Source organism: Nocardia kruczakiae NBRC 101016, assembly GCF_001612965.1.
Taxonomy (GTDB): domain Bacteria; phylum Actinomycetota; class Actinomycetes; order Mycobacteriales; family Mycobacteriaceae; genus Nocardia; species Nocardia kruczakiae.
Map to the genome: position 1 here is coordinate 48,127 of NZ_BDBL01000026.1, position 13,233 is coordinate 61,359.

A 13,233-nucleotide genomic window follows, 5' to 3' on the forward strand; every position below is an offset into this window, starting at 1 on the left:
AGGGCGAACTGTACGCGGAGGTGCAGCAGTTCTACGCCGACCAGATGCAGCGCCTGGACGAACGCGACTTCACGGCGTTCGCGCAGACCTTCGTCGAGGACGGCGAACTCGCCCACGCCGGCCCGCAGCCGCCCGCGCGCACCCGAGCGGGCATAGTCGCGGTCCTCACCGCGGACGCCGGCGGTTTTCATCGCCCCGTCGCCGACGAACCGGAAGCCGATGCCCCGCACCGTCGCGATCCACTCACCGCCGCCCAATTTCCGGCGCAAGGTATTGACGTGGGTGTCGAGGGTGCGACTGGGCCACGAACCGTCCCAGATCTGCTCCATGATGGCGCTGCGGGTAACCACCTCGCGCGGCCTGGACGCGAGCATCAGGAGCAGATCGAACTCCCTTCTGGTCGCCGGGCTCACGCAGGCACCGGACCAACGAAAACGGTCCCGGAACCTGTGGTTCCGGGACCGCACTCCCTAGTAGCGGGGACAGGATTTGAACCTGCGACCTCTGGGTTATGAGCCCAGCGAGCTACCGAGCTGCTCCACCCCGCGTCGGTATGTCCAACCCTACGCAACCGGCCGGAGAAAACCAAAACGCCTGGTGGCGGCGCATGGATCGCTCATTCCGCGGCGAATTCGGCGAGTCCCGCCGACACCGCTTCCGGGTGACCGCCGTTCTGCGTCGCGGCGGCGGTGAGGACGTCGAGGTGGTTGTAGCCGGGTAGTTCGGTGACCCGGTCGCGCGGGTTGCCGGAATCTGCGACCGGGATGCCGCCGCTACCACGGAAGGTGCGGATCGGGTTGCGGTTCACCCCGTCGAGATGAATGTGGTTGTGCGCGAACGACGGTGCCGAGGTCTGTTGCAGGTCGACCGCGAGCCGGCTCGGGAAATACCACTCGGTGAAGTCGAGGGGCGGCTCGCAGAGGCTGCGGGCCAGTTCGTGGATGGAGCTCACCTCGTTGTCCGGACCGGTGTAGGGCGCGGCTTCGAGGGACGTCAGCGCCGCGACGTCGTCGTAGTCCGCCCAGCGATAGACCGTATTCGGGTCGTAGACCGTGGGAGACACCTTCGGGGCGTCGCCGAACATCCGCAGCGCCAGGGGGCTGCGTGCCACCGCGTCCGGAACCGGAAAGGTCTTGGGCCCCACGGGTCCGCCGGTGACGAATCCGAGGCTGGCCTGCAGGAAACCCAGCGGCTGCGAATTGTCGTCGAGGATGGCGCCGAGGACCGCGGCGTTGGTCGCGGTCAGCGTGCGCACCTCCGGATTGCCGGTGGCGAACATCGCCGCGTTCTGCGACAGCAGGGTCCGCAACGTCCACGTGATGTTCGGATTGTCGGGTAGCCGATTCACCAGATCGTTCACGCCGTCGGGGCGCAGCCGCGCCGCGAGTCCGGCCAGCGCGAGAAGGTTGGTGGTTTCCGGGTTGATCACCGCGGGCAGTCGCAGGACCGGAAGCGCCGTATCCAGTTGCCACGAAACGGTTTCCACCGGTGCGGCCACCGCGGACGGCAGTTCGGGCAGCTCGACACCGCGCATGCTCAGGCCCGCGGCGATGGTGGTGTCGAGCGCGAAATAGCCGGAGCACTGGTTGTATCCGGCGTCGTCGGTGGTGGCGGGGTCGCCGTCGAAATCCCATTCCGCGAAATATCCGGTGATGAACCCGCCCAGCGAATGTCCGCCGCACAGCACCTTCTGCTTGCGGACACGCTGATCCGGGAATTCGGCGCGCAGTACGTCGTATTCGTCGCGCAACGTCTGCGCGAGTCCCTGGTCGCGCAACCACTCCGTCGCCGCGCCGTCGGCGAATCCGGCGAATCGACGACCGTCCACCTCGGCGTCGTGGAAGTAGTAGTTCGTCGCGGTGTCGAAGGAACCGGTCCGCAGCGCGGCCTGGACGCCGGTGTGGTCCTCGAGGCAGTTCGAGCGCCGGTCCAGAGCCCAGAACTCGACGTGCCGCCCCCTGGCGGCAGCCTGCGCAACGGTATTGCGCGCCACGCTGTCGAAGGCGCCGGATCCCTCGAAAATGCCGGGTTGCGCCACCAGCACGCGGTCGGCATCGGCGGCGTCCGGCGGCCCGTCCGCCGAGCGCCACCGCAGATAGGACAGGGTGTCGCAGGCCGCGGGATGCGGCGGGCTGCCCGGTGGCAGCGGCGCGGCGAGGGTGACCACCGACGAGACGACGGAACTCACCGGCGACGAGGTCGAATAGACCGATTCCCAGCGCCCCGGCGGCTCGGCGCGGGCGGCCGTCACCGTGGACATACTCGCGACGGCCGCCAGCGCAACCGTCAACGCGGACAAGCCGTTTCGCCGAAACCGCATCCGCCCATCCTTCCGCCGATCGCGGTCATCGAACCGCAGCGCACGAACGACGCTCCCGCTTCGGGCCGATATCCGGAACATGTCACAACAGCGGCGAGGCGGCCTCGGTATCCGTCACAACCGTGGCGGTCCATCGGCGCACGGTGATCGCAACGATGGAGCTCGCCCGCCGCGGGACGCCACACTGTCCGGGTGACGACGACGAACCTGCATCCCGTGCGCGGCCGCTACCGCGATCCGGAGCTGACCTCGCTGGCGCGGACCAACTCGGTGATCGAGTTGCAGCTCGCCCACCGGTCGGTGCGCGCCTTCCTCGACGAGCCCGTGGGCGAGGAGGAGCTGACCGCGATCGTCGCGGCGGCGCAGTCGGCCTCGACCTCGTCGAATCTGCAGGCGTGGAGCGTCGTCGCGGTGCGGGATCCGGCGCGCCGCGATCGACTGGCGACGCTGGCGGGCGATCAGGATTTCATCCGTCGCGCACCGCTGTTCCTGGTGTGGCTGGCCGACCTGGGCCGGATCGCCCGGCTCGCGGCGGCCCGCCAGGCGACGGCCGGGGCGACCGAATACCTCGAGTCGACGATCCTCGGTTTCGTCGATACGTCCCTCGCGGCGCAGAACGCGGTGATCGCGGCCGAATCACTGGGTCTGGGCACGGTTTTCGTGGGCGGTATCCGCAACAACCCCGACGGCGTCGCCGCCGAGCTGAATCTGCCGGACCGGGTGTTCGCCGCCTTCGGGCTCGCGGTGGGTGTGCCCGACCCGGCCGAATCCGCCGGTGTGAAACCGCGGTTGCCGCAACGCGCGGTCCTGCACCATGAGGTCTACGACGCCACCGGGGATGCCGTGATCGACGATTACGACGCGCGGCTGTCCGAATACAACGCCGAACACGGTCGCTCGATCGGCTGGATCGCCACCGTTCTCCAGCGCCTCGCCGACCGCGACAGTCTCAAAGGCAGGCACCGCCTGCGAGAACATCTTCGGCGTCAGGGTTTTCCGTCGGTGTAACGCACTGCTGGAGAAACGAAAAAGGTCCCGGAACCTTCTGGTTCCGGGACCTCTTCGCTAGTAGCGGGGACAGGATTTGAACCTGCGACCTCTGGGTTATGAGCCCAGCGAGCTACCGAGCTGCTCCACCCCGCGTCGGTGAACACAACATTACACACGAGTCGACAGACGTAGCAAATCCGGTGGTCAGAACCGGTTTCGACGAGCATCGACGCGATCTCGACCTCGGCCGCCACAGCTTCCCGCCCGCGAAATACCGGCCGGCCACACTTGCCGATCGCATCGACATCGTCCACCGGCCGCCGAAATCACACCCACGAGGCCCGAATCGGACGAACCGGCGACTCGATACGGAAGGCTCGCCAAAACCTCGGATGAGCAGAACTCACGTGGGAAACGCGCGCGTTTCCAAAAAGCAGGCCCGAAAAACGTGACCCGGGACACTATTTTCACGTGATTCACCGCACATAACGACCACATAACGAACGACCGCAATACCCGAACACTGCATAGCCAACCTGCATCAACGCTCGAATCCGGTTATTCGCTTCATGCAATTGTCTCTGTTATCAAGACGTGATCTGCCGAGATCTGTTCGTTATGGTCGAGTGCGGCCCGGAGCGAACCCGTGATGGGCATCCAGACCCGAACCGCTGCACACCGGCAACCCTGCCCCGCGGTTCGGGGATCCCCGACCTCCTGGGGGCAGGGACGCGGCGGAACTTCGCCGGGCCGGCGGGCGCAGGGAGGGACACCACCATGAACAAGAACCGGAAGATCAGCAGTCGCGCCCTCGGCTTCGCCGCCGTCGCCGGCGCCCTTGTTGCCGTCCCGTTCGCAGCTTCCACCACTGCTTCGGCTGCGCCCGCCCACGACTGGGACGGTGTCGCGCAGTGCGAGAGCGGCGGCAACTGGAATATCAACACCGGCAACGGCTACTACGGCGGTCTGCAGTTCACGCAGTCCACCTGGAGCGCCAACGGTGGCAGCGGCTCGCCGCAGAACGCGAGCAAGGACGAGCAGATCCGCGTCGCGGAGAACGTGCTGCAGACCCAGGGCCCCGGCGCCTGGCCGGTGTGCGGTCAGTACCTGCGCTACGCGCCCGCCGAGGAGACCCAGCCGGCCCCGCAGCCCGAGCCGACCGCTCCGGTGCAGCTGCCGAACGATCGCCAGGACCTCGTCGACAAGGCCACCGACGCCGGCAAGCAGGCCGCGCAGCAGTTCGGTGTGGGCGAGCAGTTCCAGCAGATCCTCGACCAGAACAGCGGTCTGATCGACTCCCTCGGTCGCTGAGCCGCGGCGCGGTAGTTCCGCGCCTGCCGCGACCCGAACACATTCGGCGCTGCCATCCTCGTGATGGCAGCGCCGAATGTCGTTGTGGAGCCGGGTCTATCCGCCGGCCTTGTTGTAGGCGTCGATGGCCTTCTGCAGGCCTTCCAGCGCCTTGCCCAACTGCCCGAGGTCACCGGACTTCTGCGCGTCCTCGACGCCCTTCAGGGCATCGTTGAGCTCCTTGACCGCGGCATCCTTACCCGCCGACCCGGTCGTGGGCGGCGGCGCCGTCGAGGAGGGCGGCGGAGTGTTCTGGTTCGACGGCGGTGGTGAGGTACTGCCCTGCTGGCCGGGCGGGTTGATCGCCGCCTGCCCGGGCTGCTGCGTCGTGGCGGCGCCCAATCCGTCCTGGACGTCGTTGAGCGCGTCACCCAGCGTGGACTGATAGCCCACCTTGTCGCCGTAGGAGGCCAGGACCTTCACCAGCTGCGGGAACGACGCCGTGGTCGGTCCGCTGTTGCGCTCCAGATACCAGGGTTCGACGTAGAGGATGCCGCCCTCGCCGATGGGCAGGGTGAGCAGATTCCCGTATTTGATCTTGTTGGTGTTACCACCGGTCAGCAATGTCCGGTCGTTCGAGACCCGGGCATCGGTGGTCATCGACGTCTGGACCTGTTGCGGGCCCGGTGTCTGCGAATCCGTCGGCAGCTTGAGCACCGTGAACTTGCCGTAGTTCTCCGGATCCGACGCGACCTGGATATAGGCCGCGAGGAACTGGCGTTTGAAGCCGACCATCGCACTGGTCAGATTGAACTGCGGCCGACCGGTTTTCGGATCGCCGATGAGCACGTAGTACGGCGGCTGATGCGCGTTGGTCGGGGTGTCGGAGGTCGGATCGTTGGGGACCGACCAGAACGCGTTGTTGGTGAAGAACTCGCGCGGATCGTTCACGTGGTAGCGCGCCAGCATCTCGCGCTGCACCTTGAACAGATCCTCCGGATACCGGAAATGCGCAGCCAGCTCCGGCGAGATCTCGCTCTGCGGCTTCACCGAGTTCGGGAACACCCCACGCCAGGCGTTGAGCACCGGATCGGTGGGATCCACGTCGTACAGGTTGACCGTGCCGTCGTAGGCGTCGACCGTGGCCTTGACGGAGTTGCGGATATAGCTGACTTCCTTGCGCGGCAACGTGCGACCGGTGTTCTGGTCGATGCTGTCCTCGACCACGCCTTCCAGCGAGGTGCGTTGCGCGTAGGGGAAGTTGTCCAGCGTGGTGTAGGCGTCGACGATCCAGAGGATGCGCCCGTTCACCACCGCCGGATACATGTCGCCGTCGGTGGTCAGCCACGGTGCCACCTGCTGCACGCGGCTGCGCGGATCGCGGTTGTAGATGATCTTCGAATCCGAGCCGATGGCGCCGGAGAACAGGATGTTGCGTTCGGCGTACTTGGCGGCGAAGGCGAGCCGGTTGAACCAGTTGCCGATCGGCACACCGCCCTTACCGGTGTAGGTGTACTGGTCGGTGCCGGTGTCGTATTCGCGCGGCGGCTGGTTGTTGCCGCCCACGATGGCGTAGTCGGCATCGGATTTGGAGATCATCTCGCCGTAGTAGATGCGCGGCTGATCGACCGGGATGGCCTGCTTGTCCTTGGGCGTGAACAGATCGCTCACCGTCGACTTGTCGCCGACGTTGAAGACCGGATATCCGTACCCGCCGCTGGAGCTGCTGGTGCCGGCGCCGGTGGCGGCCTGCTGAGTTTCCTTGGGCGGGGCCACGTTCACCCGGTTGGCCGGGGACGCGACGAAGCCGTCGCCGTGGGTGTAGACGGTGTGCTTGTTGATCCAGTCGGTCTGGTTACCGGACAGGTTCTGCGGCACCAGTTCGCGGGCGGCGACGATGTAGTCCTGTTTCTCGCCGTTGATGGTGTAGCGGTCGATGTCCAGCGGGTCCGGGAAGCCGTAGAAGTTCTGCAGCTGCTGGCGCTGGATGAAGGTCTGGGTCAGCAGATTCGGATCCAGCAGCCGGATATTGCCGATGGTCTGCTGATCGGCCGGAATGGATCCCGGATCCTTGGTCTGCGAACCCTTGTAGTCGACGTAGGAGACCTTGTCGTCGGTGAGCCCGTAGGCCTGCCGGGTCGCCGTGATGTTGCGTTCGATATAGGTCGCTTCCTTGGTGGCGGCGTTCGGGCGCACCTCGAACTGCTCGACCACCAGCGGCCACACCGCACCGACCAGGATCGACGACAGCAACAGCAGGGCGGCCGCCATCGCGGGCACGCGCAGATCGCGCAGCACCACCCCGGCGAAGAACGCGACGGCGCAGATGATCGCGATCGACATCAGGATCAGCTTGGCCGGCAGCACCGCGTTGATATCGGTGTAGGAACCACCGGTGAAGGTGGGCTCCTTGCGGGTGCTCGACAGCAGCGAGTACCGGTCGAACCAGTAGGCGACCGCCTTCAGCACCACGAACGTGCCCGCGATCAGCGCGAGCTGGATGCGGGCCGGGCGGGTCAGCGTGCCCTCCCGTCCGGCCAGCCGCAGCCCGCCGAAGATGTAGTGCGTGACCAGATTCGCGAAGAACGCGATCACCACGGCCACGAACAGCCAATTCAGCAGCAGCTTGTAGAAGGGCAGATCGAAGGCGTAGAAACCGACGTCGATGTGGAACTGCGGATCCTTGATCCCGAACGAGCCGCCGTGCAGGAACAGCTGCACCGTGACCCAGCTCGACTGCGCGACCAGACCCGACAGCAGGCCGACCAGTACCGGGATGCCGATGCCGAACAGTCGCAACCGGCCCATCACGGTGGTGCGGTAGCGCGCGATCGGGTCGCTGGGACCGGACACCGGGACGAAGACCGGGCGGGTGCGGTAGGCGGCCAGCAGCGCCAGCCAGACCAGTGCCCCGACCGCGACCGCGACGATGAGGAACAACAGGAGCCGGGTGACGAGCACCGTGGTGAACACCTGGCGGAAGCCGACCTCGCCGAACCACAGCCAGTTGGTGTACGCGTCGGTCAACCGCGGGCCGACCAGCAGCAACGCCGCAATCACGAGCGCGGTGATCAGCAATATCCGGCTGCGTCGAGACAGCGAAGGTAAGCCTGTCGGGGGGCGCATGCCCACGATGCCACTCTCCCAGGTCCGGCGGCGTACCGAGGCGAATGTCGGCCGATACACCGCAGTCCGATGATGCGTCCGGTCCCTGCGGACCGTCTCTCGCGCCCCACTCTACGTAAAACGGGACGGCTTGGATCGCGATGGCTCCGGTATGCCGTGGCGGGGACGCGGGCGCTCGTGGTGGACGTACAGTGTCGGCCGTGACTGTGGACAATCCCTCCTCCGCCCTGTACCACTGCATCCGGGACGTGGCCGAGTTCGCCGACACCGAGGGCTGGGATCAGCCGCCGCAGTTGTTCGCGCTGGTACCGACCGCCGACCTGGTGGCCGCCGAGCCGACGCTCGAGGATCAGCTCGACGACGGGGCCGCCTTGACTCCCATTGCCCAGGAACCGCTTCCCGACGATCTGAGCGGCGATTCGATGGCCCTCGACGAATTCCTCGCCACCACAAGCTGGCCGCCCGCCGTCGAGGGGGTGGTGCTGGTGCAGCAGATCGTGGTGCTGCCGCCGAACGCCGAACACACGCTCGACGAGGCCATCGCACCGCTGCTGGCCGACCGCGACGCCGCCGACCGCGCCGGTCGCGACGCCGCGCAGACTCATCCCGAGCGCCGCGACGCCCGGCTCTACGCCGGCGTGCTGCGCGACGGAGTCTCGTTGTGCCTGTTGCAGTTACGCCCCGAAGAGGACGAGGCGTTCCCCGACCTGGATCTGCGCACCGCGCCGAATCTGGCCCCCAACCTGATCGACGCGCTGCGCCACACGCTCGAGAACGAGCCGGACTAACCGCAACTGGGGGCGGGGCGTCCGGCGTTGATGTCGTCGAGCGACTGCACCGCGCTGGACAACGTGTCGACCTTCACCAGTTTCAGGCCGTCCGGGGTGCGCTGGCGAGCCTCGTTGCAGTTGTCGGCGGGGACCAGGAAGGTCTCCGCACCGGCGTCGCGGGCCGCGATCATCTTGTACTGGATACCGCCGATCGGGCCGACCTTGCCCTGCGGATCGATGGTTCCGGTCCCGGCGACGAAGCGTCCGCCGTTGAGTTCGCCGGGGCTGAGCTTGTCGACCAGGGCCAGGCTGAACATCAGACCGGCCGAGGGGCCGCCGATATCGGCGAGATTGAAATCGACCTGCAGCGGACCGGCCGGCACCTCCTGCGGGGTGACGCCGAGGTAGGCCTTGTTCGAATCGTCCGGGCGCGCACCGAGTTTCACCTCGGCCGTCTGCTCCACGCCGCCGCGGCGGATCACCATCGGGATCGTTGTGCCCGGGGCGGCACCCTGCACCGCCTCGATCACGTCCTTGGAGGTCGTGATCGGTTTCCCGTTCACGCTCACCAGTTCGTCACCCTTCTGCAGCACCGCTTTGGCCGGCCCGTCGTCGGCCACGACGCGCACCTGAACCTTGGTCGGATACTTCAGGAAGTTCAGCGCGGCCAGTTCGGCGTTGTCCTCGGATTCCTTGAAATCGGCCTGGTTGGACTTGTCCACCTGATCGCGGGGAACGCCGGGCGGGTAGACCTCGGCACGCGGCACCAGCCCGTAGCGGCCGTCCACCCACAAGCCCATCGCCTCGAATATATTCAGCCCGTCGCGAACGGACACCGTCGTCATGTTCAGGTGTCCCGAGGTCGGATCCACCGCGGCACCCTGCACCGCGACGACCTGCTTGCCCTCCACCTCACCGAGGGTATTGAAGGTGGGACCAGGGCCGAGAGCGACGAACGGCACCGTCACCGCACTGCCCACCACACCGAGGACGAGCACGGGCACCAGAGCCGCTATCAAGGTGATGATCCGACGATTCACCCGGCCCACAGTAGCGGCTCCACGATCACCATCCGCGTAGCCTTGGGGGCATGAGCGACGTGCCCTTCGGATTCTCGAACCGCGACGACGATCCCGACCGTGACAAGCGTGACGATCAGGCCGGTTCCGGAGCGAACAACCCCTTCGCCTTCGGTATGGGGTCTTCGGGCGCGGCCGGATTCGATCCCGCGGCCTTCGGGCAGATGCTGACCTCGCTCGGGCAGATGTTCTCCACCATGAGCCAGCCGGGCGGCCAGGCGAGCCCGGTCAACTACGACGTCGCCAAGCGGCTGGCTCGCCAGCAACTCGGTTCGACGGTCGCGCCGATCACCGACGGTGCGCAGCGCGCCGTCAGCGATGCCGCGCATCTGGCCGAACTGTGGTTGGACGCGGCGACCACCCTGCCCGCCGGGGCCACGAAGACGGTCGCGTGGTCGCCCAACGATTGGATCGAGCAGACACTGCCGACCTGGAAGCGACTGTGTGATCCGGTCGCCGAGCAGGTCTCGGGTATGTGGAGTTCGACACTGCCGGAGGAGGCCAAGCAGTTCGCCGGGCCGATGCTCGGCATGCTCGGGCAGATGGGTGGTCTGGCCTTCGGCTCGCAGCTGGGGCAGGCGCTGGGACAGCTCGCCCAGGAGGTACTGACCTCCACCGATATCGGGCTGCCGCTGGGTCCGGCCGGAACCGCGGCGCTGCTGCCCAGCGCGATCAGCGAATTCAGCAAGGGCCTGGAGCTTCCCGAAAGCGAGATCCTGGTTTATCTGGCCGCCCGCGAGGCCGCCCACCAGCGGCTGTTCGCCCATGTGCCGTGGCTGCGGCAGCAGGTACTCGGCGCGGTCGAGGATTACGCGCGTGGCATCCGGATGGACTTCTCCGCGATCGAGGAGGCCGCGCAGAACATCGATCCGATGTCGCTGACCGATCCGTCGAAACTCGAGGAACTGCTGTCGCAGGGCACCTTCGAACCGCAGACCACCCCCGAGCAGAAGGCCGCGCTGGAGCGGCTGGAAACACTGCTGGCGCTGATCGAGGGCTGGGTTCAGGTCGTGGTGGCCGAGGCCGTCGGCGACCGGCTGCCCGGTGCGGGCGCGCTGGCCGAGACGCTGCGGCGCCGCCGCGCCACCGGCGGTCCGGCCGAACAGACCTTCGCCACTCTGGTCGGTTTGGAGTTGCGTCCGCGCAAGCTGCGGGAGGCCGCCACGCTGTGGCAGCGGCTGACCACCGATGCGGGGATGTCGGCGCGCGACGCGGTGTGGGCGCATCCGGATCTGCTGCCCAGTTCCGAGGACCTCGACAAGCCGAGCGGCTTCATCGACGGTGTGATCGGTGGCGGCGCCAACGTTTTCGACGATCCGCTGGCGCAGCTGGCCGAGACCGAGGCGCGCGAACGCCGCGAAGGCGCTGCGGCGCAACAGGAGCGGCCGAACAAGGACTCCGACGGTGACAAGGACACGGAAGGCACTGCCGCCCAGGGTGATTCCGCTTCGGACGCACATCCGGCCGACGCCGACGACGAGCGCGGCGACAACGAGGATCACTGACCGTCGGCGGCGCAGTCCGGCCGGCGCGGTTCAGCCCAGTCGTGCCTCGGCGGTCGCGTAGCCGAACAGCTTGCGCCCCTTGGACAATGCGTCGACCACGACGGTCACCATGCGGCGACGCGAACTGAGCCAGCCGACCTGGCCGCCGAACAAAATCGACGCCGGAGCGTCGGAGTCGACGGGCAGATAGTGCATCTTGGGCGCGTACTGCACCCGCAGTTTCGTCAGTGCGGTCGGATCGCCGAGCCAGCGGCCGAGATAGCCGGCGACCAGGCCGAGCGTGAGCATGCTCGGCGCCGCCCCCGCTGTGGTCGCGGACCGGTGCGGATCCACGACGCCGGCGTGGCGCACCACATCGTCGGCCGCGAGCGTGACGGTGTCGGCGGGCAGATCCGCGCCGACTGCCAGCGGACCGAGGTCGACGATCGGGCGCGGTAGCGGCGGTTGGATCCGGTCGCGCTGCGGTGTGCGCAGACGCCGTTGCGCCGGGACCGGTTCGAGGTCGTGCGGCCGCTGGAGCGCCCCGGATCGCGCACAGGTTCCGGGCTGGGTGTGCACCAGCAGGGTGGAGGAGCCACTGGTCACGACCTGACCGTCGTCGTCGCGCAACAGAGTGGTCACCGAGACCACGTCGTAGTCGCGGTAGTGGCGGAAGGATTCGAATCCGATATCGCAGCTGATGCGGTCGCCGGCCAGCAGCGGGCGCACGATTTCCAGCGTGCGGTCGGCATGCACGACGCACCCGCTGTGAAAACCCGGCACGAGTGCGTCCAGCGTGCGTTCCTCGGCGCGCATCCACACCGTGGTGGCGAAGGTCGGCGGGGCCACCAGGGCATCGAATCCGCGCGCGGCGGCGGCACGTTCGTCACAGTGGATGGGATCGGTGGCGCCTATCGCCCGGGCGTACTCGCGAATCGTGTCCGCGGCGATCGGCCGATCGCCGGGGATTCGAAACCGATGTTCGCCGTGCAGCGACGCCACCGGTGGCACGTCGAGGGATGCGCTGACCATATTGCTCCTTTAACCGACCCGAATCGACCCGATTGTCGGCCGCCGGTGGCCGGGCGTTAGCACTCTCCGCGCCGGTCTGGAAAATTCACGGCGAGTCGTCGGCCGGTTTTGTGAAACGGTGCGTGCACAGTGACGCTGCGACATCACCCGAAGCACCCTGTGGACAACGCCGAACCTGTGGATAACCAGCGGTTTTCCCGCGGGTGCGCCTCGGCCCGCCGACAATACTGAGGCCATGACGTTGTCACACGCACGTGGACCGATGTTGCATCCGCGGGTGGCGGTTCTACGCCGGCCCTCGGGTGCGGTGCAATTGGGATGGGATCCCGAACGCGCGGTACTCCTGCACCCGCCCGCCGCCGACACCGATGCGGTAGTCGCGTTCGTCCGGCTGCTCGACGGTCTGCACAGCCATCCCCAGCTCCTCTGGGAGGCCGGGCAACTCGGCCTCGGTGGCGTGGCCCTGGAACTGCTACGAGATATCGACGCGGCCGGACTGCTGATCCGGCCGCAGACCCGCCGCACTCGCGTGCGCACGGTACATGTGCACGGCCGCGGGCCCCTGGCGGATTCGCTGCACAGCGGTATCCGGCAACTGGGCATCACGCCGACGCGGTCGAGCGAATATCGCAGCGGCACAACGGATTCGCTGCCGACCTCCGATCTGGTGATTCTCACCGACGCGCTGGTCCCGGTGCCGGAGCTGGTCAGCATGCTGCTGGTGCGCCGAATCCCGCACCTGCAGGTGCGCATCCGCGACGGGCACGGTGTGATCGGGCCGCTGGTACTGCCCGGCGGCACCAGCTGTCTGCGCTGCGCCGATCTGACCCGCACCGAATTCGACGCCGAATGGCCGCATCTGGCGGCGCAGCTGCTCGGCCGAACCGGCTACGCCTCCCCCGCCACCATTGCCGCCACCGCCGCCCTGACACTGCGCGAAATCGAATCGATCATCGAGGGCGCCGCCGACGATCCGCCCCGAACCCTGGACACCACACTGGAGTTGGATCCGCACACCAGGCGCATCGGCCGGCGTCGCTGGACCCCGCACGCCGACTGCGCCTGCCGCCGAATCGCAGCCCCGGGCGCCGGGGCGCCGGACGACGATCGCACGGTCTCCGTCGCCGGAGGACAGGTATGAG

General features: G+C 67.5%; 9 protein-coding genes, 2 tRNA genes and 2 pseudogenes. 6 read left to right on the forward strand and 7 right to left on the reverse strand.

The window, feature by feature from the left end; genetic code table 11:
* Positions 1 to 44: 44 nt before the first annotated feature.
* A pseudogene (locus tag NK1_RS35795) lies at positions 45 to 131 on the forward strand (hypothetical protein); the annotation flags it as partial.
* Between the two features lie 87 nt (positions 132 to 218).
* Here the strand turns inward: NK1_RS35795 and NK1_RS36060 are convergent.
* From NK1_RS36060 to NK1_RS19240, 3 genes and pseudogenes are all read right to left on the reverse strand, one after another.
* A pseudogene (locus NK1_RS36060) lies at positions 219 to 467 on the reverse strand (winged helix-turn-helix domain-containing protein); the annotation flags it as partial.
* A 7-nt stretch (positions 468 to 474) separates the two neighbouring features.
* A tRNA-Met gene (locus tag NK1_RS19235) sits at positions 475 to 548 on the reverse strand.
* Between the two features lie 68 nt (positions 549 to 616).
* Positions 617 to 2,320, reverse strand: coding sequence for a hypothetical protein (locus NK1_RS19240; RefSeq protein WP_063010478.1), 1,704 nt, complete (start codon positions 2,318 to 2,320; stop codon positions 617 to 619).
* A gap of 192 nt (positions 2,321 to 2,512) precedes the next feature.
* Here NK1_RS19240 and NK1_RS19245 point away from each other — a divergent pair, with 192 nt between their 5' ends.
* Positions 2,513 to 3,328, forward strand: a complete 816-nt coding sequence (locus NK1_RS19245) for an NADPH-dependent oxidoreductase (RefSeq protein WP_439955949.1) — start codon at positions 2,513 to 2,515, stop codon at positions 3,326 to 3,328.
* Positions 3,329 to 3,389: 61 nt separating this feature from the next.
* Here the strand turns inward: NK1_RS19245 and NK1_RS19250 are convergent.
* Positions 3,390 to 3,463: transfer RNA gene (locus NK1_RS19250), tRNA-Met, on the reverse strand.
* Between the two features lie 624 nt (positions 3,464 to 4,087).
* Here NK1_RS19250 and NK1_RS19255 point away from each other — a divergent pair.
* Positions 4,088 to 4,621: a transglycosylase family protein gene (locus tag NK1_RS19255; protein ID WP_063010481.1), complete on the forward strand. Its 534-nt coding sequence runs from the start codon at positions 4,088 to 4,090 to the stop codon at positions 4,619 to 4,621.
* 96 nt (positions 4,622 to 4,717) lie between these two features.
* On the opposite strand, the gene NK1_RS19260 is transcribed toward NK1_RS19255, so the two are convergent.
* A complete protein-coding gene (locus tag NK1_RS19260; protein ID WP_084461230.1) occupies positions 4,718 to 7,732 on the reverse strand; it encodes a UPF0182 family protein in 3,015 nt (1,004 codons plus the stop codon).
* Between the two features lie 134 nt (positions 7,733 to 7,866).
* Here NK1_RS19260 and NK1_RS19265 point away from each other — a divergent pair, with 134 nt between their 5' ends.
* Positions 7,867 to 8,514, forward strand: a complete 648-nt coding sequence (locus tag NK1_RS19265) for a PPA1309 family protein (protein ID WP_374726753.1) — start codon at positions 7,867 to 7,869, stop codon at positions 8,512 to 8,514.
* Here NK1_RS19265 and NK1_RS19270 read toward each other — a convergent pair.
* Positions 8,511 to 9,536, reverse strand: coding sequence for a YlbL family protein (locus NK1_RS19270; protein ID WP_218023142.1), 1,026 nt, complete (start codon positions 9,534 to 9,536; stop codon positions 8,511 to 8,513). The genes NK1_RS19265 and NK1_RS19270 overlap by 4 nt on opposite strands.
* Before the next feature lie 50 nt (positions 9,537 to 9,586).
* Here NK1_RS19270 and NK1_RS19275 point away from each other — a divergent pair, with 50 nt between their 5' ends.
* Entirely contained in the window at positions 9,587 to 11,080 is a 1,494-nt protein-coding gene (locus NK1_RS19275; RefSeq protein ID WP_084461206.1) for a zinc-dependent metalloprotease, read from the forward strand.
* A 30-nt stretch (positions 11,081 to 11,110) separates the two neighbouring features.
* On the opposite strand, the gene NK1_RS19280 is transcribed toward NK1_RS19275, so the two are convergent.
* Entirely contained in the window at positions 11,111 to 12,091 is a 981-nt protein-coding gene (locus tag NK1_RS19280; protein ID WP_063010487.1) for an FAS1-like dehydratase domain-containing protein, read from the reverse strand.
* A 235-nt stretch (positions 12,092 to 12,326) separates the two neighbouring features.
* Between NK1_RS19280 and NK1_RS19285 the strand changes: the two genes are divergently transcribed.
* Positions 12,327 to 13,232 carry a TOMM precursor leader peptide-binding protein gene (locus NK1_RS19285; RefSeq protein ID WP_063906052.1) on the forward strand — a complete coding sequence of 302 codons (906 nt, stop codon included), beginning with the start codon at positions 12,327 to 12,329 and terminating at the stop codon, positions 13,230 to 13,232.
* Position 13,233 lies beyond the last annotated feature (1 nt).

Coding starts and splice junctions, on each gene's coding strand:
- NK1_RS19240 (WP_063010478.1), bottom strand. CDS start 2,320: ATGCGGTTTCGGCGAAACGGCTTGTCCGCGTTGACGGTTGCGCTGGCG.
- NK1_RS19255 (WP_063010481.1), top strand. CDS start 4,088: ATGAACAAGAACCGGAAGATCAGCAGTCGCGCCCTCGGCTTCGCCGCC.
- NK1_RS19265 (WP_374726753.1), top strand. CDS start 7,867: ATGGCTCCGGTATGCCGTGGCGGGGACGCGGGCGCTCGTGGTGGACGT.
- NK1_RS19275 (WP_084461206.1), top strand. CDS start 9,587: ATGAGCGACGTGCCCTTCGGATTCTCGAACCGCGACGACGATCCCGAC.
- NK1_RS19280 (WP_063010487.1), bottom strand. CDS start 12,091: ATGGTCAGCGCATCCCTCGACGTGCCACCGGTGGCGTCGCTGCACGGC.
- NK1_RS19285 (WP_063906052.1), top strand. CDS start 12,327: ATGACGTTGTCACACGCACGTGGACCGATGTTGCATCCGCGGGTGGCG.